Annotated in this window: 19 protein-coding genes; 14 read left to right on the top strand and 5 right to left on the bottom strand. The window is 45.6% G+C overall.

Annotated features, from left to right (window positions below; translation table 11 throughout):
• Nucleotides 1-78 precede the first annotated feature (78 nt).
• The 7 genes from lepA to acpS all read left to right on the top strand — a co-directional run bounded on the left by lepA (nucleotide 79) and on the right by acpS (nucleotide 6,521).
• Nucleotides 79-1,872 carry a translation elongation factor 4 gene (lepA, locus tag CAG60_RS10765; protein ID WP_161438938.1) on the top strand — a complete coding sequence of 598 codons (1,794 nt, stop codon included), beginning with the start codon at nucleotides 79-81 and terminating at the stop codon, nucleotides 1,870-1,872.
• A gap of 84 nt (nucleotides 1,873-1,956) precedes the next feature.
• Entirely contained in the window at nucleotides 1,957-2,853 is an 897-nt protein-coding gene (gene lepB / locus CAG60_RS10770; RefSeq protein WP_004394329.1) for a signal peptidase I, read from the top strand.
• Nucleotides 2,854-2,890: 37 nt separating this feature from the next.
• On the top strand, nucleotides 2,891-3,568 hold the full coding sequence (gene rnc, locus CAG60_RS10775; protein WP_161438919.1) for a ribonuclease III: 678 nt from the start codon (nucleotides 2,891-2,893) through the stop codon (nucleotides 3,566-3,568).
• Nucleotides 3,561-4,526: a GTPase Era gene (gene era / locus CAG60_RS10780; RefSeq protein WP_161438920.1), complete on the top strand. Its 966-nt coding sequence runs from the start codon at nucleotides 3,561-3,563 to the stop codon at nucleotides 4,524-4,526. The genes rnc and era overlap by 8 nt, the downstream gene beginning before the upstream one ends.
• A 142-nt stretch (nucleotides 4,527-4,668) precedes the next feature.
• Nucleotides 4,669-5,394: a DNA repair protein RecO gene (recO, locus tag CAG60_RS10785; protein WP_161438939.1), complete on the top strand. Its 726-nt coding sequence runs from the start codon at nucleotides 4,669-4,671 to the stop codon at nucleotides 5,392-5,394.
• Nucleotides 5,391-6,122, top strand: coding sequence for a pyridoxine 5'-phosphate synthase (gene pdxJ / locus CAG60_RS10790; RefSeq protein WP_154170123.1), 732 nt, complete (start codon nucleotides 5,391-5,393; stop codon nucleotides 6,120-6,122). The genes recO and pdxJ overlap by 4 nt, the downstream gene beginning before the upstream one ends.
• A gap of 6 nt (nucleotides 6,123-6,128) precedes the next feature.
• Nucleotides 6,129-6,521, top strand: coding sequence for a holo-ACP synthase (acpS, locus tag CAG60_RS10795; protein ID WP_161438921.1), 393 nt, complete (start codon nucleotides 6,129-6,131; stop codon nucleotides 6,519-6,521).
• A 22-nt stretch (nucleotides 6,522-6,543) separates the two neighbouring features.
• On the opposite strand, the gene barA is transcribed toward acpS, so the two are convergent.
• Nucleotides 6,544-9,330 (bottom strand): two-component sensor histidine kinase BarA, encoded by a 2,787-nt coding sequence (barA, locus tag CAG60_RS10800; protein WP_161438922.1) that lies wholly within the window; start codon nucleotides 9,328-9,330, stop codon nucleotides 6,544-6,546.
• A gap of 223 nt (nucleotides 9,331-9,553) precedes the next feature.
• On the opposite strand from barA, the gene rlmD reads away from it, so the two are divergent.
• The 5 genes from rlmD to eno all read left to right on the top strand — a co-directional run bounded on the left by rlmD (nucleotide 9,554) and on the right by eno (nucleotide 17,325).
• Entirely contained in the window at nucleotides 9,554-10,876 is a 1,323-nt protein-coding gene (gene rlmD / locus CAG60_RS10805) for a 23S rRNA (uracil(1939)-C(5))-methyltransferase RlmD (protein ID WP_161438923.1), read from the top strand.
• A gap of 65 nt (nucleotides 10,877-10,941) precedes the next feature.
• Nucleotides 10,942-13,161 carry a GTP diphosphokinase gene (gene relA, locus CAG60_RS10810; RefSeq protein WP_004394308.1) on the top strand — a complete coding sequence of 740 codons (2,220 nt, stop codon included), beginning with the start codon at nucleotides 10,942-10,944 and terminating at the stop codon, nucleotides 13,159-13,161.
• Nucleotides 13,162-13,283: 122 nt separating this feature from the next.
• Nucleotides 13,284-14,087 (top strand): nucleoside triphosphate pyrophosphohydrolase, encoded by an 804-nt coding sequence (gene mazG / locus CAG60_RS10815; protein ID WP_154170132.1) that lies wholly within the window; start codon nucleotides 13,284-13,286, stop codon nucleotides 14,085-14,087.
• A gap of 221 nt (nucleotides 14,088-14,308) precedes the next feature.
• Complete coding sequence (locus CAG60_RS10820; RefSeq protein WP_154170134.1) at nucleotides 14,309-15,946, top strand: CTP synthase; 1,638 nt, start codon at nucleotides 14,309-14,311, stop codon at nucleotides 15,944-15,946.
• 77 nt (nucleotides 15,947-16,023) lie between these two features.
• Nucleotides 16,024-17,325, top strand: coding sequence for a phosphopyruvate hydratase (gene eno, locus CAG60_RS10825; RefSeq protein ID WP_004394305.1), 1,302 nt, complete (start codon nucleotides 16,024-16,026; stop codon nucleotides 17,323-17,325).
• Between the two features lie 99 nt (nucleotides 17,326-17,424).
• Here eno and CAG60_RS10830 read toward each other — a convergent pair whose 3' ends face one another.
• The 4 genes from CAG60_RS10830 to CAG60_RS10845 all read right to left on the bottom strand — a co-directional run bounded on the left by CAG60_RS10830 (nucleotide 17,425) and on the right by CAG60_RS10845 (nucleotide 21,635).
• Nucleotides 17,425-18,639: a multifunctional CCA addition/repair protein gene (locus CAG60_RS10830; protein ID WP_161438924.1), complete on the bottom strand. Its 1,215-nt coding sequence runs from the start codon at nucleotides 18,637-18,639 to the stop codon at nucleotides 17,425-17,427.
• Nucleotides 18,640-18,709: 70 nt separating this feature from the next.
• Nucleotides 18,710-19,318, bottom strand: coding sequence for a TIGR04211 family SH3 domain-containing protein (locus CAG60_RS10835; RefSeq protein ID WP_154170138.1), 609 nt, complete (start codon nucleotides 19,316-19,318; stop codon nucleotides 18,710-18,712).
• 230 nt (nucleotides 19,319-19,548) lie between these two features.
• A complete protein-coding gene (locus CAG60_RS10840; RefSeq protein ID WP_158138894.1) occupies nucleotides 19,549-20,808 on the bottom strand; it encodes an inorganic phosphate transporter in 1,260 nt (419 codons plus the stop codon).
• Between the two features lie 146 nt (nucleotides 20,809-20,954).
• Nucleotides 20,955-21,635, bottom strand: coding sequence for a TIGR00153 family protein (locus CAG60_RS10845; RefSeq protein WP_161425902.1), 681 nt, complete (start codon nucleotides 21,633-21,635; stop codon nucleotides 20,955-20,957).
• A gap of 208 nt (nucleotides 21,636-21,843) precedes the next feature.
• Here CAG60_RS10845 and CAG60_RS10850 point away from each other — a divergent pair, with 208 nt between their 5' ends.
• Both CAG60_RS10850 and CAG60_RS10855 read left to right on the top strand, forming a co-directional pair.
• The gene (locus tag CAG60_RS10850) at nucleotides 21,844-23,364 is read left to right on the top strand and encodes a CYTH and CHAD domain-containing protein (protein WP_161438925.1); all 1,521 of its coding nucleotides are present in this window, start codon (nucleotides 21,844-21,846) and stop codon (nucleotides 23,362-23,364) included.
• Nucleotides 23,365-23,879: 515 nt separating this feature from the next.
• On the top strand, nucleotides 23,880-25,136 hold the full coding sequence (locus CAG60_RS10855) for a methyl-accepting chemotaxis protein (RefSeq protein ID WP_161438926.1): 1,257 nt from the start codon (nucleotides 23,880-23,882) through the stop codon (nucleotides 25,134-25,136).
• Nucleotides 25,137-25,223 lie beyond the last annotated feature (87 nt).

A 25,223-nucleotide genomic window follows, 5' to 3' on the forward strand; every position in this document is an offset into this window, starting at 1 on the left:
CGGCCAACTTAAATGAAATGCCACTTCGGTGGCGTTTCTTATTCCCTAATCAGCAAAGAGTTTAGTCATCCCAAGCCTATGAAGCACATTCGTAACTTTTCGATCATCGCCCATATTGACCATGGTAAATCGACGTTATCTGACCGATTAATCCAAGTTTGTGGCGGATTAACCTCGCGTGAAATGTCAGAGCAAGTTCTTGATTCCATGGATCTTGAGCGTGAACGTGGTATCACCATCAAAGCGCAGAGTGTGACACTCGATTATCTCGCTAAAGATGGCCAAACCTATCAGCTTAACTTTATTGATACTCCGGGACACGTTGACTTCTCTTATGAAGTATCGCGCTCCCTTGCCGCTTGTGAAGGTGCCCTGTTGGTGGTGGATGCTGGTCAAGGGGTTGAAGCTCAAACCTTGGCTAACTGTTACACGGCCATTGAAATGGATCTCGAAGTGGTGCCGATCCTTAATAAAATCGATCTACCAGCGGCTGAGCCTGAGCGGGTTGCGGAAGAGATCGAAGACATTGTCGGGATTGATGCGATCGATGCCGTTCGTTGTTCCGCTAAAACCGGTTTAGGTGTCGATGATGTATTAGAGAAAATTGTTTCTCAAATACCGTCACCAGAAGGGGACCCTGAGGCACCCTTACAGGCGTTGATCATTGACTCTTGGTTTGATAACTACCTTGGTGTGGTTTCTTTAGTGCGTATCAAAAATGGCTGCTTGAAGAAAAACGACAAGATCAAAGTCATGAGCACTGGCCAAATCTGGGGCGTGGATCGAATTGGTATCTTTACTCCAAAACAGGTGGATACCAACGGATTGGGTTGTGGTGAAGTAGGCTGGGTCGTCTGCGGTATTAAAGATATTTTAGGTGCTCCCGTTGGTGATACATTAACGCTCGCCAAGAATGGCAGTGAAAAGCCATTACCGGGTTTTAAGAAAGTAAAACCACAAGTCTACGCAGGACTTTTCCCTGTTTCATCGGATGATTATGAAAACTTCCGTGATGCTTTGGGTAAATTGAGCCTCAATGATGCGTCACTGTTTTATGAACCAGAAACGTCTGCGGCGCTAGGGTTTGGTTTCCGTTGTGGCTTCTTAGGAATGCTGCACATGGAGATCATCCAAGAGCGTTTAGAACGTGAGTACGATCTGGACTTGATCACGACGGCACCAACCGTTGTCTATGAAGTGCTTAAAACTGATAAAGAGACACTCTACGTTGATAGTCCGGCGAAATTACCAGCGATCAATGACATAGAAGAAATTCGTGAACCGATTGCGCGTTGTAATATCTTAGTGCCATCGGATTACCTAGGTAGTGTGATTACCTTATGTATTGAAAAACGCGGTACTCAGGTGGATATGATTTATCATGGTAACCAAGTGGCGTTGACTTACGATATTCCTATGGCAGAAGTGGTTTTAGACTTCTTTGACCGTTTGAAATCGACATCACGTGGTTATGCATCACTGGATTATGGTTTCCAACGTTTTGAAGAATCGAGCATGGTTCGAGTCGATGTACTCCTTAACGGAGAGAAAGTCGATGCGTTGGCAATCATCACCCATAAAGATCTTGCTCAAAATCGTGGTCGTCAGTTGGTCGAGAAAATGAAAGAGTTCATTCCTCGTCAGATGTTTGATATCGCAATTCAAGCGGCGATTGGCAACCATATTATTGCCCGTTCAACGGTTAAGCAGTTACGTAAAAACGTATTAGCGAAATGTTACGGTGGTGATATTAGCCGTAAGAAAAAACTGTTGAAGAAGCAGAAAGAAGGTAAGAAACGCATGAAGCAGATTGGTAACGTAGAGTTACCACAAGAAGCGTTCTTGGCTATCTTGCACGTAGGTAAAGATTAATCTTTTACTCGTGCGTTCAGCATTTGCTCTCAAGTGAAAGGGTCTTGGCCCTTTCACTTTCGTATTTTTAGATAAGGGAAGTCAATGGCGAATACATTTTCACTCATTTTGGTGATCGTTACTCTCGTGACCGGGATCATCTGGGCGTTGGAAAAGTGGCTGTGGTCAAAAAAACGTCTACAAAAACAAGCTCAAGTGCAGAACGAAACCAATGGGATTGATGCGGCAGTGGTTAGCAAAATCGCGCCACAACCTTGGTGGGTAGAAAATGCGGTCTCGATTTTTCCAGTGATCGCTTTTGTCTTAGTATTACGCTCGTTTATTTTTGAACCATTTCAAATCCCATCCGGCTCGATGATGCCAACGTTATTGGTTGGGGATTTTATTCTGGTTGAAAAATACGCCTATGGTCTTAAAGATCCTGTATGGCGCACACAATTAGTGGAAACTGGCAAGCCTGAGCGCGGCGATGTGGTGGTGTTTAAATACCCACCTAACCCAAGTATTGACTATATTAAGCGTGTGGTTGGCATGCCGGGCGATATTGTTCGCTACAGCCCGACGAAAGAGATTTGCATTCAGACTCAACAAGATTCCCGTTGCCAAACGGTGAAATTATCTAATGTGCTTGAAAGCGAATTTGTACAGAATAATATTCCATTAATGCAGATGGATGAACAGCTGGGCCAGCAGGCACACAGTATTTTAGTTAACCCGTTACGGATGGATAATATTCGAGATTATCAACCTCGCGCGGGTGTTAATGAGTGGATTGTTCCACAAGGACACTATTTTGTGATGGGTGATAACCGTGACAATAGTGCTGACAGCCGTTTTTGGGGCTTTGTACCAGAAGAAAACTTAGTGGGTAAAGCCGTTGCTATTTGGATCAGTTTTGAATTTGAACGATCTGCAGATAGCATCTTGCCAGCTTGGATCCCAACCGGAGTGCGATTTAATCGTATAGGTGGCATTAATTAGGTCAGCATTTCGCTGATCCGTAACACATCGAGAGAGCATGAATTCTCCAATTAATAGATTAGAACCCAAACTCGGTTATCAATTTAATGATCCCGAGTTTATGGAATTGGCGCTTACCCATCGTAGCGCCAATGGTAAACACAATGAACGTCTTGAGTTTCTGGGCGATTCAATTTTAAGTTTTGTCATTGCTGACGAATTATATCGTCGCTTTCCTAAGATCAATGAAGGTGATATGAGCCGCATGCGTGCCACACTCGTACGCGGAAATACCCTTGCGGAGTTAGGCCGAGAATTTGGCTTGGGAGATTACTTAAAATTAGGTCCAGGTGAACTGAAAAGCGGTGGTTTTCGTCGTGATTCAATTTTAGCTGATGCCGTAGAAGCGATTATCGGTGCGATTTATCTGGATAGTGATATCGAGATGGTGCGCGGTATTATCTTAAATTGGTATCAGCCGAGATTGGATGCCATCAAACCCGGCGTATCGCAAAAAGATCCTAAAACGCGTTTACAAGAGTTTTTACAAGGTAAACGTAGCCCGCTCCCTATCTATATTGTGACTAATATTAAAGGGGAAGCACACAACCAAGAGTTTACGGTATCGTGTGATGTTGCTGGCATTGCCACACCCGTTATAGGTAAAGGCACTAGCCGACGTAAAGCCGAACAAGCAGCGGCTGAAACCGCTCTGGAGCAATTAAACCATGGCTGATAAAGAATTCGATATTGATGCGTACTTTTCATCAGATCAACAACTGAGCTCATCACCGGATAACCAACATTGTGGTTTTATCGCTATTGTTGGTCGCCCTAACGTTGGTAAATCGACGCTGTTAAATAATATTCTTGGGCAAAAAATTTCCATTACCTCACGTAAACCACAGACCACTCGCCATCGTATTATGGGTGTAGACACTAAGGGCGATTATCAAGCGGTTTATGTTGATACTCCCGGGCTGCATATTGAAGAAAAGCGGGCGATCAACCGTTTAATGAATCGTGCCGCCAGTAGCTCACTCAGTGATGTCAATTTAGTACTGTTTGTGGTTGATGGGACGCACTGGACTGCCGATGATGAGATGGTGCTCAATAAACTGCGTCAAGCCAATTTCCCGGTCGTGCTGTGCATCAATAAGGTCGATAACGTCAAAGATCGTAACGATGTGATGCGACACATGCAGGATCTTTCCAGCTTGATGAACTTTGTCGATATTGTGCCTATTTCGGCTAAGTTGGGGAAAAATATTGATGTGCTCCATCAGCATGTTCGTCATCATTTACCGAAAGCAACGCACCATTTCCCTGAAGAGTATGTGACCGATCGTTCACAGCGTTTTATGGCTTCGGAAATTATCCGCGAGAAATTAATGCGCTTTACGGGGGAGGAATTACCTTACTCGGTTACCGTAGAGATTGAGCGTTTTGATTACAACCCAGAAACCGATGGTTTCCATATTAATGCCCTGATTTTGGTCGAACGGATTGGCCAGAAAAAAATGGTCATTGGTAAAAAGGGTGAGAAAATCAAAACCATTGGTCGTGAAGCCCGTCTCGATATGGAAGAGTTGTTTGGACGTAAAGTCTATTTAGAAACGTGGGTCAAAGTGAAATCTGGTTGGGCTGATGATGAGCGAGCTTTACGTTCATTAGGCTATATTGACGATTTATAAATCGTTTCTGGTGGGTTAAACGGCGCACCAGAAGATGATCCACAATGAGCTTAACGAATAAGACAGAGTCGCTTTATGCGGCTCTTTGCATCGTACATTTGGCCTTCTACGCTGTACTTTGATTGGAGTGGTTGGTGTCGTTATGATTGATGGTTTTCAGCGTTGCTTTGTCCTTAATCGCCGTCCTTATAGCGAATCAAGCTTAATTTTAGATGTATTTAGTGAAGAGTATGGTCGATTAACGTTGATGGCGAAGGGGGCTCGTGGCAAGCGCTCTCAGCTTAAAGGCGCTTTACAGCCGTTTACTCCACTATTGCTGAAATGGTCTGGCAACAGCACCATGAAGACATTACGTCAGGCTGAGTCGATAAGCTTAGGTCTTCCTTTAAGTGGCATCAGTCTCTACTCGGCGATGTACGTCAATGAATTGGTCGGCCGGGTCTTGGTGAATGACGTTCCCAGTCCCGCACTATTTCATGATTATTTGTTTGCGCTGACTGAGTTAGCGCAAAGTGATAATCCTGAGCCAGCCTTGCGTCGTTTCGAACTGGCATTATTGTCCTCTCTTGGCTATGGCGTTGATTTTTTACATTGTGCGGGCACCGGTGAGCCAATCACTCCGACGATGACCTATCGTTATCGTGAACAAAAAGGCTTTATTGCATCGGTAAGACGCGATAATTTAACCTTTTATGGCGATGAGCTGATTGCGATCAGTGAGCGACGCTTTACCACCAAAAATCAATTGCAAGCCGCAAAGCGCTTTACACGTATCGCCTTAAAGCCGTATCTTGGCGGCAAACCTTTAAAAAGTCGGGAGTTGTTCCGACCCACAACGCTATCTAGAGCACGGAGTATAGAAACATGAGCTCAATTCTTTTAGGTGTCAATATTGACCACGTTGCTACGTTACGTAACGCGCGTGGTACCCGTTACCCTGATCCGGTGCATGCGGCAGAGATCGCTGAGCGAGCGGGAGCGGATGGCATTACCATTCACCTGCGAGAAGATCGTCGTCATATTCAAGACCGTGATGTGCGTATTTTGCGCGAAACCTTGCAAACGCGGATGAACCTTGAGATGGCGGTGACCGATGAGATGCTCGAAATCGCTTTAAACACTCAGCCTGAATTTGTTTGCTTGGTACCAGAAAAGCGTGAAGAACTGACCACTGAAGGCGGTCTGGACGTACTAGGACAGTTAGAGAAAGTGAAAGCCGCGACCGAAAAACTGACCGCTGCAGGAATTAAAGTTTCTCTATTTATCGATGCCGATCGTGAGCAAATTGACGCAGCAAAAGCATGTGGTGCCCCTTTTATTGAATTGCACACTGGGCATTATGCAGAAGCCTCTAATGAGACAGAGCAGCAAAATGAATTGAAAAAAATCGCGGCAGCGGCAGCCTACGCCAGTGATCTTGGCATTACGGTCAATGCCGGACATGGTTTGACGTACCACAACGTAGCGGCAATTGCTGCTATCCCTGAAATTTATGAGCTGAACATTGGTCATGCGATTGTAGGCCGAGCGGTGTTTGATGGTTTGAGTAAAGCGGTTGCAGATATGAAAGCCATCATGGATAACGTACGTCGTTAATCGTCGATGATTGTAGGCTTAGGAACAGACATTACTGAGATTGAACGCATTGAGAAGGTGCTTACCCGCAGTGGTAGTGCCTTTGCTGCGCGGATCCTCACCCCTGAAGAGCAGGTTAAATGTGCGGCTTTAAAACAGCCCGCGCGCTTTTTAGCCAAACGTTTTGCCGCCAAAGAAGCGGCGGCCAAAGCCTTAGGTACTGGGATCGCCAATGGTGTCACGTTCCATGATTTTCAAATCACCAACGATACCCAAGGTAAACCTCATCTAACTCTTCATGGCCGAGCGCAGCAACTCGCCGAAGCCATGCAAGTCACATCCATTCATCTATCGCTTTCCGATGAGCGACATTATGCTGTCGCTACGGTGATTTTTGAGTCATTGGTGCCTTCGAATTAACCGCCTATCTCCACTACGCGTACTAGTGAAGGTATTGTGGCGCTTCGCTGAGTAGCTTCTCCATTTCATCTTGCAGCTCAAATAATTCTGGTTCGATATCACTGAGTTGGCTCCCTGAGCGCAACATGTGTTCCAAGGTTGCACAGATGGCTTTTAGTGATGGCGTACCGCTGTAAGAGCAGCTACCGTGTAGTTTATGGATATGATGCAGTAAATCGTCTAACGCATATTGATCATCTTGCTGTGCTTGATTCACCACTTGAATCACATCAGGAAGATAATTGACCAACAGTTGTAGCATCTCTTTAGCTAAGTCTTCTTTGCCTGCGGCTTGCTTTAAGGCCAGTGGCCAATCAATCACCATTGAAGAGGATAGATTGGCGGTAGAGTGGGGCGAGAGGATCGGCTCTGCTTGATGGTGGCTCAAGGGAAGTTTCTCTACACCATGAGTTAAGTGGGTTGGACTCCAGTGCACCAGTACTTGTTGTAAAATATGCTCCTCAATCGGTTTGGTTAGGTAATCGTCCATGCCCGCTTTTAGCAGCCGATCTCGCTCTCCGGCCATGGCGTGTGCGGTTACCGCAATAATCGGTGTGGTGGCATTGATCGGTAACTGTTTAATTGCTTTACAAGCGCTAACCCCATCCATATGTGGCATCTGAATATCCATTAAAATGATATCAAAGGCGCGCAGCGTCGCTTGCTCCACTGCGCTTATTCCATCGCTGCAAGTGACCACCTGTGCAACCCTTTCCTGCAGTAGGGCGCTGATCAGTTTTAAGTTGGCTGGGTTGTCATCAACCGCCATCACGGTCAAGGGCAGTTTATCTATTTCACGCGGTTGCTCGATAGGCATCGCTCGTGTCGGCTGATGAGCTAATAAGGTTTGCAATAGTTTGCGGCGTGACAACGGTTTAGTGACGCATTGTACCGGATAATGCTTCATCAGTTGATCTGCCAACGCCAGCTCGGTACTTGGTGTACCAATAATGACATGTGGTGCAGATTGCAGTGCTTGTTGAATCCATTGCTCCACGATGGTGCTGTCGGTTTCTTTCGTTGGCGATAAATTCAGTAAAATATAGTCGTAGTGTTCCGATTCTTCAGGCATCGATGAGCGATAGGTAACGCTTAACCCGGCTTGCACTAACTGCTGCTGAACAATAGAAGCGGCCTGCATATTAGGTTCAACAAGTAATAACTGTTTATCTAATAGCGCCTGCGGATCGACCCAATCACTGATTGGCATGGTTGTCGCAGGTAAACGCAGCGTAAACCAGAATGTCGAACCTTGATGCAGCCGGCTGGTTAAACTGATTTCGCCGCCCATTTGCCCGACTAACTTTTGCGTGATGACTAAGCCCAAACCTGTGCCACCGTAACGACGCGAAATGCTCGCATCCGCTTGACTAAAGGCTTGGAAGAGCTGGGCCTGCTGACGTTCTGAAATGCCGATTCCGGTGTCGCGGACCATAAACTGCAACTCAACCATATCATCCCGTTGTGAGCGCATTTCGACGCTGATATCAATGTTGCCACGTTCGGTAAACTTAATCGAGTTGCCGACTAAATTGGTTAAGACTTGTTGAATGCGCAGTGGATCGCCGACGAGGCCTAACGGGATCTTTGGATCAACTTTGAGCGTGATTTCTAAGCCTTTTTCATGGGCGCTGGTGGCCTGGAGATTAACCACTTCTTCTAAGGTTTCTTGAAATTCAAAAGGAATATTTTCCAGAGCGAGCTTACCCGCTTCGAGTTTTGAGAAATCAAGGATGTCATTAATGATGGTTAATAAGTTATTGGCTGATTTTTCAATGGTTTGAAGGTAGTCAGTTTGACTGTTGGTTAACTGGGTTTTCAGCATTTGACGCGTAAAGCCGATCACCCCATTGAGCGGAGTACGCAGTTCGTGTGACATATTGGCTAAAAACTCAGATTTAATTCGAGCGGCTTCTTGAGCGCGCTTTTTGGCAATATCCAGTTCAACGTTTTGGATCTCTAATTGCTCAAGGGTTTCACGCAGATCTGAGGTGGCTTGATCAATACTGTGTTGCATTTCTACATGGTATTCGGATAGCGAGACCGCCATGGCATTAATGCCTTTACGTAGCGAGTCCAACTCACCATGCATTTTCCCTTCAATTCGAACATCTAAATGGCCGCGCCGAATGCGGTCAACCATGTTTTTCATATGGGTAATGGGACGAGTCACGTCGTGCATGAGGCGAACGGCGAAAACGCTAGAGAGCACTAAGCCCATAATTAATACTAAGCAGGCGGAGAAAATCTCTTGATATTGTTGTAAACGCAACGAGGAGAGATCTAATTCAATGGCAATATAACCCAGTACCGGTACCGATCGCGCGCTGTTGGTATTATCTTCGAGTAGGCGACTTTCTGCCAAAATCGGTGTACGGAGAATCAGGGTGTTATCATGTTGCTGAGCGCTGCCGAGGACGGGGATCGGTTGCTCTTTAGGGTACATCAAGCTTTCAAAGTTGGGATGAAAGTTGGAGGTAACAAATAACTCATGGCGAGCATCGAATACCGCAATACTGCGTACTAATTTGGAATGTTTACGATGAGCATAACTAATGATCCGTCGTACCGATTCTCTACTTTGGTTTTTTAACGCTTCTTCGCTGGCAATCGCCAGTGGTTCAATGATACTTGCCCCAGAATTGAGAACCTGAACTTCCAAATCGTGGTAACGATTGAATGAGAATAAAGCGCTAAGCAGTAACCCAATAATTAAGGTTGGTGCTAAAGTCAGGGTAATAACACGCGCACGTAAGCCATATTTGGTCATTATTGTCTAAACATCGTGGTGTGGATATGGGAAAATAACCCGCATTACAGTGGCGAAGCTATTCAATAAGTCGCTATCGTGGTTGAGTCAGACGGCGGTTGTCTACCCACAACGCTAAGCCACTATAGCTTAATGCAAGAGTAATGGCTTCGACAATCTTCCCCACACAGAATAGTGATGCTGGGGCAAAAACCTTTTTATAAATCACACTTAGGCACAGAGCATGGCACGTTTTTTCCAAGCGAAGAAGAACACCTCGATTCAATCTAAACATCAGTCAGTCATGGTGACTAAGCTGGATCATCTTGGCGCGGGGATTGCGTATCAGCAAGACAAACCGATTTTTATTGATGGAGCGTTGCCTAGTGAAGAAGCTGTGATTCAAGTTACTGAAAGTAAAAGCAAATTTTCGCGGGCAAAGCTTATCAAGGTGCTTGCCCCTAGTCCCGAACGCGTCGTGCCATTTTGCCAATATTATCAGCAGTGTGGCGGATGCGATTTGCAACACTTATCTCGTGAAGGGCAAATTACTCATAAACAGCAAACTCTTAGCCATTTAATGAGCAAGTTCGCTAAGCAAGCGATACCATTGTCAGCGTCGATCATTGATGAAGATAAAGGCTACCGTCGCCGAGCGCGACTCAGTTTATGGTGGGATAAAAAAACACGGCAATTGCAGGTTGGGTTTCGGCGTAAACAGAGTAAAAGTATTGTCAATGTGACGGATTGCCCAGTCCTTGAACCTCATCTTAATCAATGCTTAGCTGAGTTAAAACCTTTACTGAGTGGGTTTAAGCAGCCAGAACAACTGGGGCATGTTGAGTTGATCAAAGCCGATAATACCAGTGTGCTTTTATTGCGCCATTTAGCGCCGTTACCGAGTGCCGATAAGCAACGTTTGTCTGAATTCGCTCAGCGTCATCAATTGGCATTGTATTTGTTGACCGATGATCACCCGTTGGAGCATGTGCAAGGTGAAACGCCTTACTATCAAGAGACGGGAGTGACGATGCATTTTTTGCCCACTCACTTCATTCAGGTTAATCAATCCATCAACCAGCGCATGGTTGCCCAAGCTATCGAATGGCTAGAGATTCAAGCCAATGACCGAGTGCTTGATCTCTTTTGTGGCTTAGGCAATTTTAGTTTACCGCTGGCACGCATTGCTCACTATGTGGTTGGGGTTGAAGGCGTCGATGAGATGGTTTCAGTGGCCAGTGAGAATGCTCATTTGAACCAGATCAATAATAGCGCCTTTTACCAAGCCAATTTGGAACAAGATATGACCAAGGCAACGTGGGCGGCTGAAAAGTTTGATAAAATACTGCTTGATCCGGCGCGAGCGGGCGCAGCAGGGATTGTTGAACAGTTGGGACAATTATCGGCTCAACGTATTGTTTATGTCTCGTGTAACCCCGCAACTTTAGCGCGTGATAGCCAAAGCTTACTCAATCAAGGTTATCATTTGGCGAAATTGGCTATGCTTGATATGTTTCCTCATACTAGTCATTTAGAATCGATGGCTCTGTTTGTAAAAAATCGGTAAGCGGCTGAACTTTCGGGAGCGAAAGTCAGTCGATACCCTAAAATCTAAAAATTAGGATTATCCCTATGGTTGCGGTTCGTAGCGCACATTTAAACCCAGACGAACAGTTTGAACTAGAAAAATGGATTGCTAGTTTGCAGCAAGATAGCAAAACGACGGCGAGACTGATGGAAGTCTATCGTCAGTGTGATCATTGGCTTGAGGGGCACTCTCAAGGTCCAATGTTGCTATGGCGTGGACGGGAAATGATCGAAATATTGATCACCTTGTCGATGGATAAACCCACCTTAGTGGCAGCGCTACTGTTTCCGATTGCCACCAGCGGTTTGTTGGATCAAGAAGAACTCGAAGAGCATTACGGCAAAGAGATCATCAAGTTGATTCATGGTGTTGAAGAGATGGCAGCGATTGGGCAACTCAATATCACCATGCAAGGCAGTGAAGCGTCGGCACAAGTTGATAATGTTCGCCGTATGTTGTTGGCGATGGTTGATGATTTTCGTTGTGTAGTCATTAAGTTAGCAGAACGAATTTGCAATTTACGTGAAGTAAAAGACCAGCCTGATGAAGTGCGTCGCGCCGCCGCTAAAGAGTGCGCCAATATCTATGCGCCACTAGCGAACCGTTTGGGGATTGGTCAGTTAAAATGGGAAATTGAAGATTACGCGTTTCGTTATCAACAACCAGATACTTATAAACAAATCGCTAAACAGCTCTCTGAGCGGCGTATTGTCCGTGAACAATACATCCGTGATTTCGTCAATGATCTTCGCCAAGAGATGCAAGCATTAAATATCAATGCAGAGGTGAGTGGTCGTCCTAAGCATATCTACAGCATTTGGCGCAAAATGCAGAAGAAAAACCTCGCGTTTGATGAGCTGTTTGATGTGCGCGCGGTGCGGATCATCGCTGATAAATTGCAAGACTGTTACGCCGCTTTAGGCATTGTGCATACTAAATATAAACACTTGCCGGGCGAATTTGACGACTATGTGGCCAATCCGAAACCTAATGGTTATCAGTCGATTCATACGGTGATTTTAGGCCCCGAAGGCAAAACCATTGAGATTCAGATCCGAACTAAGCAGATGCATGAAGAGTCTGAGCTTGGCGTTGCCGCGCACTGGAAATATAAAGAAGGCGCATCGACGGCTCGTAGTGGTTATGATGAAAAAATCACCTGGCTACGTAAGCTGCTTGATTGGCAAGAAGAGATGTCCGACTCAGGGGAAATGCTTGATGAACTGCGCAGTCAAGTCTTTGACGATCGGGTCTATGCCTTTACGCCGCGTGGTGACGTCGTCGATTTACCGATGGGCGCAACACCGCTCGATTTTGCTTACCATATTCACTCAGAAGTGGGTCATCGCTGCATTGGCGCTAAAGTGGCAGGGCGAATTGTGCCGTTTACCCATAAATTACACATGGGAGATCAGGTAGAAATTATTACCGCTAAAGAGCCTAATCCTTCTCGTGATTGGTTAAATCCATCACTGGGCTTTGTGCATTCTGGTCGGGCTCGAGCCAAAATCAACGCTTGGTTTCGTAAACAGAGCCGAGAGAAAAACCTCGAAGCGGGACGTGAAATTCTCGAAAACGAATTGGCAAAAATTGGCGCTAAGTTAAAAGATGCCGAAGCGTACGCGTTAAAGCGCTTTAATGTTAATAGCGCCGATGAGCTTTACGTTGGTGTTGGCAGTGGTGATTTGCGCATCAATCAAATTATTAATCATATCAATGCATTAGTGAATAAGCCCACCGCTGAAGAAGAAGATAAGATCGCCTTAGAAAAATTAGCCGGTGAAGTAAAAACGACCACCACTCAAACCACTCACAAGGATGCAGTCGTGGTGCAAGGGGTGGATAATTTAATGACCCATCTTGCTCGTTGTTGTCAGCCGATTCCTGGTGATGATATTCGCGGTTATATCACTCAAGGACGTGGTATTTCGGTACATCGTAGCGATTGCGAGCAGCTTGAAGAACTCAGTCACCATGCGCCTGAACGCATCATTGAAACGGTTTGGGGACGAGGTTTTGTGGGAACTTATCGCTTGACGTTACGGATTGAAGCGATGGAACGCAGCGGGTTATTAAAAGACATCACCACATTACTGGCTAACGAGAAAGTGAAAGTGATCAGCATGAAAAACCGCAGTGATTATAAACGTCAATTGACGATCATGGACTTTGAGTTAGAGGTCAATAGTGTTGAAGTTCTACAGCGGATCATGAAGCGAACGGAGCAAATCAAAGACGTTATGCTCGTCAAACGATTGGGCTGAACCACGACCTACGCCGATCAGTGCGAGTGGCGATGGCGTCGTGTCGCTGATTAGTCCTTAATCAATAACGAGGTGCGATGATGCTCATTGGCCTCGTTATTACGTATCAGTAAAGAGAAAGTATGTCTCATCCTATTGTACAACTTGAACAGATTATGGCGCAGTTACGTGATAAAGAGCATGGCTGCCCATGGGATAAACAACAAACCTTTGAAACGATTATTCCGCATACCATCGAAGAAACCTATGAAGTCGTCGATGCGATAGTCCAGCAAGATTGGCCTAACTTACAAGAAGAACTCGGCGATTTATTGTTCCAAGTGATTTTTTATAGCCAGTTGGCTAAAGAGCAAGGATTATTCGAGTTTTCTGATGTGGTAGACACCGTCAATGAAAAGCTCACTCGCCGTCATCCGCACGTCTTTTCTGACGCAAAGTTTGCCGATGAGCAGCAACTGGCTGCCCATTGGCAGGCCGAAAAACATAAAGAAAAGCAGCAAGCAGGCAAAACAGAACAAAGTATTCTAGACTCAATACCACAAGCGTTACCGGCCTTGTCGCGGGCTAATAAAATCCAAAAGAAATGCGCTCAATTTGGTTTTGATTGGTCAAGTGTCGGCCCTGTGGCGGAGAAGGTGCAGGAAGAGTTGGATGAGGTGATGGCGGAAGTGCTGCAAGTGCCCGTCGATGAGCAAAAGGTAGAAGAAGAGCTCGGGGATTTACTGTTTGCGACGGTTAATCTGGTTCGTCATTTAGGTAAGGATCCTGAACTGGCCTTAAATAAAGCCAATCATAAGTTTGTACGCCGTTTTCAAGCCGTAGAGCAATTAGCATCATTAGCTGAGCAGCCACTAACCAGTTTGACATTAAACGAGTTAGATGCGTTATGGGAACAAGTAAAACGACAAGAGAAAAAGGTTCGTTGACTCTATGTATCGCATGGATCTTCTCACTGCGTCATTTTGAGCGAGTTAATCAACCGTGGTGAGCAAAGAAAAAGCACCGACTTCAATCTGTTTGATTTGAAGCAAAAAATAAAAAACTGAGTGTGATAGATTTCACGTTGTGGCGATAAATGGGTTCTGGTATAGTTTTATCCCGTCCAGAAGAAATCCATTTCCCTCATTCAACCAATTTCAGGTTAAACATGACAACAAATTATATTTTTGTTACTGGCGGGGTTGTATCCTCTCTAGGTAAAGGTATTGCAGCAGCATCGCTTGCGGCGATTTTAGAAGCTCGTGGTCTTAAAGTGACCATGATGAAGCTTGACCCTTACATCAACGTTGATCCGGGCACAATGAGCCCAACCCAACATGGTGAAGTGTTTGTCACGGAAGATGGCGCTGAAACTGACCTTGACCTTGGTCACTACGAACGTTTTATTCGTACCAAAATGACTAAGCGCAATAACTTTACTGCTGGTCGTGTTTATGCTGATGTATTGCGTAAAGAGCGTCGTGGTGATTACCTAGGTGCAACGATTCAGGTTATTCCTCATATTACCAATGCGATCAAAGATCGTGTTCTTGCTGGCTCTGAAGGCCATGAAATCGCGATTGTTGAAGTTGGTGGTACCGTCGGTGATATCGAGTCTTTACCTTTCATGGAAGCTATCCGTCAGTTAGCGATCGAAGTCGGTCGTGAGCGGGCGATGTTTATGCATCTGACGTTAGTGCCTTATCTTGCTGCCGCTGGTGAAGTAAAAACCAAACCAACCCAACATTCCGTTAAAGAGCTACTCTCGATTGGTATTCAACCTGATATTCTGGTTTGTCGTAGTGATCGAGTGATCCCTGCGAATGAGCGTAAGAAAATTGCTCTATTCTGTAACGTCCCTGAAAAAGCCGTTATCTCAATGAAGGATGTTGATTCGATCTACAAAATTCCTCAGCTTATCAAGTCACAAGGTTTAGATGACTTGGTATGTGCACGTTTTGGTATTACCGCTCCAGAAGCCGATCTTACCGAGTGGGAACGAGTCATTTATGAAGACGCTAACCCAACGGGTGAAGTGACGATTGGCATGGTCGGCAAATACATCGAGTTACCGGATGCGTATAAATCGGTTAACGAAGCACTGAAACACGCGGGCCTTAAAAACCGTTTAAGCGTGCATATCAAATACATCGATTCGCAAGATGTTGAAACCAAAGGTGTTGAAATCTTAGAAGGTGTTGACGCTATTTTGGTTCCAGGTGGCTTTGGTGATCGTGGTATTGAAGGTAAAATCCTTGCTGCTCAATATGCACGTGAAAATAATGTCCCTTATTTAGGTATCTGTCTGGGGATGCAAGTGGCGTTGATTGAATACGCACGTAATGTTGCAGGTATGGAAGGCGCGCATTCAACAGAATTTAACAAAGAAACCCCATTCCCTGTGGTAGGCTTAATTACCGAGTGGGTTGATGGTGAAGGTAACGTAGAAGAGCGTACCGAAAGTTCCGATTTGGGCGGCACCATGCGTTTAGGTTCGCAGCTTTGTCACTTGACGAAAGGCACCAAAGCTTATGAGCTTTATGGTAGCGCGACGATTCATGAGCGTCATCGCCATCGTTATGAAGTGAATAACCATCTTCGTCCAAAAATTGAAAAAGCAGGCTTGAAAGTGTCTGGATTGTCAGCAGACAAGAAACTGGTGGAAGTGATTGAAAACCCAGCTCATCCATGGTTTGTTGCGGCTCAATTCCACCCAGAATTCACATCGACGCCTCGTGATGGTCATCCATTATTTGCAGGTTTTGTGAAAGCAGCCGGTCAGTTCCAACGCGGTGAATTAAAGTAAAAGGATATGGGTAGCGGCTTAAGTTGTGCGGCTATCCTTTTAGTTTTGACATTTAAATTCAATGAGAGGAAACATTAATGTCTAAGATCGTTAAAGTTCTAGGTCGTGAAATCATCGACTCACGTGGTAACCCAACAGTAGAAGCTGAAGTACACCTAGAAGGCGGTTTCGTTGGTATGGCAGCTGCTCCATCTGGTGCATCTACTGGTTCTCGCGAAGCGCTTGAGCTACGTGACGGCGACAAGTCTCGTTTCCTAGGTAAAGGTGTTCTTAAAGCGATTGCTGCGGTTAATGGCCCAATTGCTGATGCTCTTGTCGGTAAAGACGCAAAAGATCAAGCGACGATTGACCAAGTGATGATCGACCTTGATGGCACGGAAAACAAATCTAAGTTTGGTGCGAACGCGATTCTTGCGGTATCACTAGCGAACGCGAAAGCAGCCGCTGCCGCTAAAGGTATGCCTTTGTATGAGCACATCGCTGAGTTAAACGGCACTCCTGGTCAATTCTCTATGCCTCTACCAATGATGAACATCATCAACGGTGGTGAGCACGCCGATAACAACGTAGATATCCAAGAGTTCATGATCCAACCTGTTGGCGCAAAAACGCTAAAAGAAGCAGTACGTATGGGCGCAGAAGTGTTCCATAACCTAGCTAAAGTTCTTAAATCTAAAGGCTACAACACTGCTGTTGGTGACGAAGGTGGTTTCGCTCCTAACCTAAAATCTAACGCTGAAGCGCTAGAAGTTATCGCAGAAGCGGTTGCAGCGGCTGGCTACGTGTTAGGTAAAGACATCACTCTAGCGATGGACTGTGCAGCATCTGAGTTCTTCGACAAAGAAGCCGGCATCTACAACATGAAAGGTGAAGGTAAAACCTTCACTTCAGAAGAGTTCAACCACTACCTTGCTGAGCTAGCTAACAAGTTCCCAATCGTATCTATCGAAGACGGTCTTGATGAGTCAGATTGGGATGGCTTCAAGCACCAAACTGAACTACTTGGTGACAAGCTGCAATTAGTGGGTGATGATCTGTTCGTAACCAACACTAAGATCCTGAAAGAAGGTATTGAGAAAGGTATTGTTAACTCAATCCTGATCAAGTTTAACCAAATCGGTTCACTAACTGAAACATTGGCTGCTATCAAGATGGCGAAAGATGCTGGTTACACTGCTGTTATCTCTCACCGTTCAGGCGAAACTGAAGATGCAACGATTGCTGATCTAGCGGTAGGTACTGCTGCAGGTCAAATCAAAACGGGTTCTATGAGCCGTTCTGATCGTGTTGCTAAGTACAACCAATTGATCCGTATTGAAGAAGCGCTAGCGGGTCGTGCTCCTTTCAACGGTCTAAAAGAAGTGAAAGGCCAAGCGTAATCCTTTTGGATACGGCTTAGCATTATTGCTTAGAGAACGCCCTGCATAGCAGGGCGTTTTTTTATATTGAAGATAAGTACAAGGCCGGTGCAGTAGGGCTTATGCCGCTGCGCTAATCGCTTGTATTCGTCGTTTATTAAGCTCTTCTTTAATAGCTTTTCCCTGAAAACCATCAGCGATCACCTGCTGTACCTCGACACTTAGAGCCGCTTGATAAGCATTAAGAAAGAGATCGCGTTGCGGATAAGCGTTTGCTTCGCAGCCTAATCGACCAGCGTGATCCGCCTGACAACAGAGCAAAACGTCATGCAAACGCTCGGGTTTACGCCAGACATCGAGTATGTCGAGTATCTTAAGTTTGGTGCTTGCTTTAAGCTCTGCCGCTCGATGAATGTTTGAATGTTGCTCACAGACTAATAATGCTAGATCTTTGCACTCATTAGGAATGCGGACACGTTCGCATAACGCGTTAATAATCTTAACTCCGGTATGGCAGTGCATTTTGTGGCTTGGCCATTCATTCTGCGGTGTTACGCCTTTACCTACATCATGTACTTGCGCAGCAAAACGCACCGCAATGGATGGAGAGAGCTTTGCCGCTTGTGCGGCGACCATTAACGTGTGTACTCCGGTATCTATTTCAGGGTGCCACTGCTTGGGCTGTGGGACACCGAATAAGCGGTCAATTTCAGGTAATATGATCGCCAGCGCCCCACATTCGCGCAGTGTAGAGAGAAAGACTTCTGGATTCGCGGTCGAAAGCGATTTATGCCACTCTTGCCAGATGCGCTCCGCGGTTAAATGATGTAACTCTCCAGATTGAGCGATCTGTGTCATTAATTGCATTGTCTCGTTAGCAATCACAAACCCAAGGTGCGCCAACTTTGCCGCAAATCGTGCGACGCGAAGGACGCGAAGCGGATCTTCGATAAAGGCATCAGAAACGTGGCGTAATAGACGGTTGTGTAAATCACGCTGACCCCCATAGGGATCAATCAGCTTGCCGGTGTTGTCTTGTGCTATGGCGTTGATGGTCAGATCGCGCCGAGCGAGGTCTTCTTCAAGACTGACATCTGGGGCGTAATAACAAGCAAATCCGGTATAGCCTGATCCTGTTTTACGCTCGGTACGAGCCAGAGCATATTCTTGTTTTGTCTTAGGGTGTAAGAAGACAGGGAAATCTTTACCGACCGCTTGATAGCCGGCTTGACGCATTTGCTCTGGACTACTGCCGACGACGACCCAATCTTGATCATGTACTGGCAAAGAGAGTAATTGATCGCGCACCGCGCCACCGACGAGATAAACTTGCACAGAGGCTCCTTATTGAGAAAACAAGTGCGAAGACAAAAACGGCCACCTTAGGTGACCGTTGTTCGTGTCATTATGCCCATCCGGCCGGATTACGTTTACGGCGAGGGATAATGTGTGGCAGCACTAGACCAAACAGCAAGCCGCCGCCAGCAACGCCACCGCCATAGATAAAGTATTTCAAGAGTAAATCCTCTTTTTGGGTATCTAGGCGAGCACGCAGTTCACGGATTTCAGTTTGCGAAGCAATCAGTTGCTGACTGATATCGCTATAACTTTGCTCTAGATCGGCGATTTGTTTGTTACGGATTTCTAATGAATCGACCAGTCCGGCTTTTTCACTATCGGCATTTTGGCGAGCATTAGCCAGTTGGTTTTTTACTTCTTTAAGTTCTTTTTCAAGTTGCGGCAGACGAACCGCCATACTGACTTCACGAGTTACAAAGCGGCTTTCTATCCAACCATTGCGTCCTCGTTCATCAACAATTTGGCTATAACCTGTCTCTTTATCGGTGTTGAGCAGTTTAACTTTCTCTCCCGCATCAATCGATCCAATAATACGAAACTGATTACTTGGGCCAGAATGCATATAAGTAAACAGTTTATCTGCGACATAACGGTCTTGAGCGAGCGCTGGTGCTGCTAATAAAGAAAATAGCACCATGCAGATGAGTTTTTTCACGGTAGATCCCTTAATTATGGTCAATATTGCGCGTGAGAGCTTTGAATCATCTCATTCTGTTGATGGGCGCGCAATAGGGTTATGTACGACTTTATTATCAGTCTTAAGGTTTGTTTTACAAATAGTAAAAACTTTCTGCGCGCGGCGCAACAAAGAAGGGAGGCTGAGCCTCCCTTTCTGTGCGTTTGAGTCAATAATGACAATCCGTTTACATTGGATTGACGAATCGATTAAGTAAACGCCGCTTGAATCGCATAGAAGAAGATCACGGCCAGTAAAGCACCGGCGGGTAAAGTCACAATCCATGACGCGACAATATTACGCACCACACCTAAATTGAGCGCCGCGATGCCACGAGCAAAGCCTACCCCTAACACCGCACCCACTAAGGTCTGAGTGGTTGAAATCGGTAAGCCAGTACCTGAAGCGAGTACCACCGTCGAAGCGGTAGCTAACTGAGCGGCAAAACCACGACTTGGTGTTAATTCAGTGATCCCTGTTCCGACGGTAGCCATCACTTTATGACCCAGTGTCGCAAGGCCGATCACAATCCCGATACCACCGAGTGGTAATATCCACCAGGCAATCGCACTTTTAGACGCGACATTACCTAGGCTTTCAACCGTAGAAACCACCGCGGCTAGGGGACCAATCGCATTCGCGACATCGTTTGAACCATGGGCAAACGCCATCGCACAGGCGGTAATGACCATTAAAACAGAGAAAATACGCTCAACATTAGAAAAACCATGGTTTTCTTCGGTATCGGCAAATTTCTTATAAATGTACAGATAGCCAATAACCATGACAATGCCTGAAACCAGAATCGAACAGATCCAAGCTTCACTACTGGTTAAGTGCAGCCCAACATGTTTTAAGCCTTTTTTAATGGTCACTAAGGCGATCACCATGGTGGTAATAAACATGTAAACGGGGACGAAACGCTTGGCATTAATCAGCGGCGTTTCTGTATCAAAGATCAGTTTTTGTGCACTGACAAAAATAGCGTAAGCCAATAAGCCGGAAATAAATGGCGTGATAACCCAACTGCCAACGATGCCTTGTACTGAGCTCCAATCAACAGCTTCTGTACCGACAGAAATTGTTGCGAAACCAATAATCGCACCAATAATCGAATGGGTAGTTGAGACTGGCCAGCCCATATAAGAGGCAACAAGCAGCCAAGTACCTGCGGCGAGCAGGGATGACATCATGCCATAGACCAGCAGGTCTGGTTGATCGGCAAACAGGGTGGTGTCAATAACGCCTTGGCGAATCGTATCGGTGACCTCGCCTCCGGCTAAATAAGCGCCAGCAAATTCAAAGATCATCGCAATGATGATCGCTTGCTTGACGGTGAGAGCTTTTGAGCCAACAGATGTGCCCATCGCATTGGCGACGTCATTTGCACCAATACCAATGGCCATTAATAAACCGAAGATCGCTGCAACAATAATCAGGACAATGCCGTAGTTCGCAAGGATATCCATCGTAATACCTAGTTGTTGATAACAAGCGGAGACTCATCGTGGTGCTTTTTAGGCACGAAAAAAACCATTAGCGCAAGAATATAGTCAGCGCTTGAATGGTGGGAAACACGATTATGACTCTTAGTTATTTGGTTAACTTAAATGATTTAAGAACGGGAAAGCATCAGTTCAAGTCGAGCACCGACTCGCTGAGCTTGATCAGCGATACCGCCGACCCATTCAAAGATTTTGTACAAGAATATGACGTCAATCGGATTCATGGTTGACTCGATAGCCATTAACTGTTGGCGTAAGCGAATCTGCATGTTGTCCGTATCATCTTCTATGACATCCAGTTGATTAATCATTTCCGCCACGAGCGTGACTTCACGACCTTTAAATCCGGTTTCCAATAACTCGTCAAGTTCATTGATCACCTTCTGTGCTTGTGTCGCCGCGTCAAGACAGCGTTGAACATAAGCGAGGAAATTATCTTGGAGAGGTTTAGGGATAATAAGCTGACGACCGTAAACACGGCCAGAAATGTCTTTAGCAAGATTTGCCAGCTTATCTTGTTGAGTGAGAAGCTCAAGCATGTCAGTACGATCAACCGGCAGAAACAGACCGCGAGGGAGTTTCAGACGAATTTCGCGTTTTAACACGTCGGCTTCTTTCTCTAAATGAGAAATTTGTGCACGTATTTCTGCCGCTTTTTCCCAATCACCTTGAGCACAAACTTCAAAGAAGTTGATCAGGTGCGAGCAGCATTCATTGACACACACAACGTGTCGTTGCAAAGGCTTAATTGGGGACTTTGCAAATAACCCCATAATGGTATTTACTGGCATGGTCATTCAACCTAATTACTATAACCGAGAAAGAACAGACACCACGATAGCCTGGTGAAATGTTGAGCGTTGGCTATAAAGGCGCGCATGGTAACCTAATAATAGAATCATTAAAACTGTTTTAGATCATCAATAGGACGATATTTCTCACTTGCCCCGCTGTCTATTAGGCAATATCCTGTCGCTATCTGCTGTGAAAGGTATAACTATGGAAACCGAGATAGAACTGAAGTTTTTTGTTTCTCCTGATTTTTCAGACGTTTTGCGTAATAAAATTTCCGAAACCAAAGTGCTTCAGCACCATTGTCGGCAACTGGGTAACACCTATTTTGATTCTGCTGACCATTGGTTACGTCAACACGATATTGGGCTACGTATTCGTCGTTTTGATGAGGTGTACGTGCAAACCGTCAAAACTGCAGGACGAGTCGTTGCAGGCCTGCATCAAAGGCCGGAATACAATGCAGAGCACACGGGCAATCATCCCGATTTAACCCTACATCCTGAAGATATTTGGCCTCAAGGGCGCGATGCTGAAACGCTGCAATCGCAATTGGTCGCTTTATTTTCGACCAATTTTACCCGTGAACAGTGGCTAGTCGCCATGAATGATGGTAGTCAAATTGAAGTGGCGTTTGATCAAGGCGTTGTCGAGGCTGGGGATCAGCAAACGCCGATTTGTGAGGTTGAGTTAGAGCTTAAATCGGGGCAGATAGATGCTCTGTTTTTGCTTGCTCGTCACCTCTCAGAACAAGGTGGTATGCGGTTGGGGAACCAAAGTAAAGCCGCAAAAGGTTATCGTTTAGCGATGGGGTACGAAGGTGATGAGGTGCAAGGGCTCACACTGGTGAATACCCAGAGCAATGATAACGTTGAGTCTTGCTTTATTCGCTCACTCGAGCACGCTCTTGCTCATTGGCATCGCCATGAACAAATTTACACCGAACAAGACTCGATAGCCGCTTTGCATGAGATTCGTCATGCAATCAGTTTTATTCGCCAATTACTCAGCGTATACGGTGGTATTGTTCCACGCCGAGCCAGTGCGATTTTACGTCAAGAACTTAAATGGTTAGATGGTGAATTGGCGTGGTTAAAACAGTATGACTATCTAGAAGACTTACTCAAAGATAAGGGCTATGCGTTACGTAAGCTGGATGCCCGTAAGTTTTTAGTCAACGAGCTTAAGCAGCGCCAAGAAGCCTTACCTCAACGTGAAGCGTCATTAAAACTGTTGCACAGTGCTCGTTATACTGCATTATTGCTGGATCTCAGCCGTTGGATTTTAACCCGCGGATGGCAGCCGTTTTTGGATGATAAAGCTCGTGAGCGAATGGCTCGACTGGTGGGGCCTTTTTCTGTGAAACAGCTTGACCGAGCGTGGGCAGAGTTGGTTGAGGTTTTTCCGCCAGAAGAGGCACTCTCAGCTGATGATTATATTGAACAGCAATATCGTTTGATACGCGCGCTTTATACTGGGGTCAGTTTCGCGCGTTTATATGATGCCGAGCAGCGTTTAGCGTTTCGGATGCCATGGATTGATTTATTACATGGTATCGATGACTTATTAACCTTAAAAACGTTAGAGCAACTGCTTGATCTGTTGCAAGATGAACAAGATCAAGAGCAGTTAACCCGTTGGCTTAATCGTCAAGAAAACTCTATTTTGCACGCCATGGAGCAAACGCGTCGCATTGGCATAGAAGCAACGCCTTATTGGCGTGAATAGTGCCTATCCCCTTCGTACTTGCAGTTGCAGCGGTGTTGGCTACGTTCGTTCACCCCAATCACATAGTTTGCCTATGCTCATGGGGATTCACTCACTTGCCGCCTACCTGCAACTTCAAGTCGTTTGGGTATACGCTCATCAAGCACATTCCTGAACTTTCGCTTCGGGAATGTGCCACTTTGAGCCTACCTTTCCATTACTCCCTTCTTTATTGAAAAACTAGAGTTAACTCACAAATAGCGCAACCGCTGGTGTATTCCATTGTAGCCATTTGATGTGTCGCCGATAAAAACGGTGATGGTTGGAGATATACTGCATTAGAGAGGGTGTAATGCATAATCCATCGGCTTAGACAAATCACACCATCAATCTGCAAATTCGCGAGGTAATACACATCGAGAGCCGCTGGTTTTTGATAGTATTAATTTCATACGAAGCTCGAAATAATTCATACGTGGTAGGTGGGTATCACAACCATGATGGGCGAGCATTAAAAACGGAGTGGAGAATCAGTCATGGCGAGGATGGCATTTAAACCGTGGGAACGGGTGATCACAGACATACGTTTGATCCCTAAAATGGTCATGCTAATGTTTTTTAGTACGATTTTAGTGATCGGCAAGCAACTGTGGGATGCGAGCTTGTTCTATGACTCTTTACTTGCTGCGACTCAAAGCACGGAAATTGCCAAACTGCATTATGATACCTACATCGTCCAAGTCATTTGGCAAACCGGGTTTATGATTGTCACTTTTGTTTCATTACTGATGTTTGCCGCGCGAGTGATGTTACGGCAAACCCAATTTCTTAGTCAGTCAATCAAGCAGATGGCTGAACGCGATTTATCCGAACCTATTTTTATGGACTGTAAAGATGAGTATGGTGATGTTGCTCGTGAGCTAGAGAAAACTCGCCGCCAACTGCAAGATTTAATCAAAGTGCAGATCACCACATCACAAGAATTAACCACCTTGACGGAAGTCATGACAATCAGTATGTCAGAGACGAAAGACTCCGCGCAGGAAGAGTTTCATGAGATTGACCAAATTGCTACGGCGATGAATCAAATGTCGTCAACGGTACAAACGGTCGCCGATCATGCACAAAGTGCGTCTTCATTGACCGAGACCGCTTCTCATAGTGCGGCTACGGGGCAGCAGTTTGTCCAAAAAACCATTCATAAAATTGATCAGTTATCAAAAGATATTGCCGCTTCAGCTTCGGCCGTAAACCAAGTTGAAGAGCGAGTCGTTGCGATTGGCAGTGTGGTCGGTACCATTCAAAGTATTTCTGAACAAACCAATTTATTGGCGTTAAATGCCGCGATTGAAGCCGCTCGTGCTGGCGAGGCGGGGCGTGGTTTTGCTGTGGTTGCCGATGAAGTTCGTAACTTAGCTCAGCGTACTCAGACGGCAACGGTTGAAATTCAAGATATGATTAGCCATCTACAAAGCAGTGCTAACTCGGCAGTGGATTTAATGGAAAAAAGTGTTGTTGAAGCGGCTGATGGCGTTGAATTAATCACCAATGCCGGCACAGAGTTGGACGGTATTGTCCAACAAGTCAAACTCATCAATGAGATGAACTTACAGATTGCGACAGCAGCGGGGCAACAAAGCAGTGTCGCGGTGGAGATCAATCAAAATATCACCAATGTGAGAGAGTTAGTCGAAGCATCGGTCACGGTAGTCAGTGAGTTGCTGGAAACTTCTGAGCTGATGCAAAATAATGCTGAAGAGCTGGATCGCAAGATCACCGTCTTCAAGGTGTGATCGGTTCAGATTAATTGATATCAACGACGCTCACTGTTTAGTGGGCGTTTTTATTTATCTCAGACTGCGATAGAGTGAGTCGATGAT

The organism is Vibrio sp. V33_P6A3T137, from assembly GCF_009904835.1.
Classification (GTDB): domain Bacteria; phylum Pseudomonadota; class Gammaproteobacteria; order Enterobacterales; family Vibrionaceae; genus Vibrio; species Vibrio metschnikovii.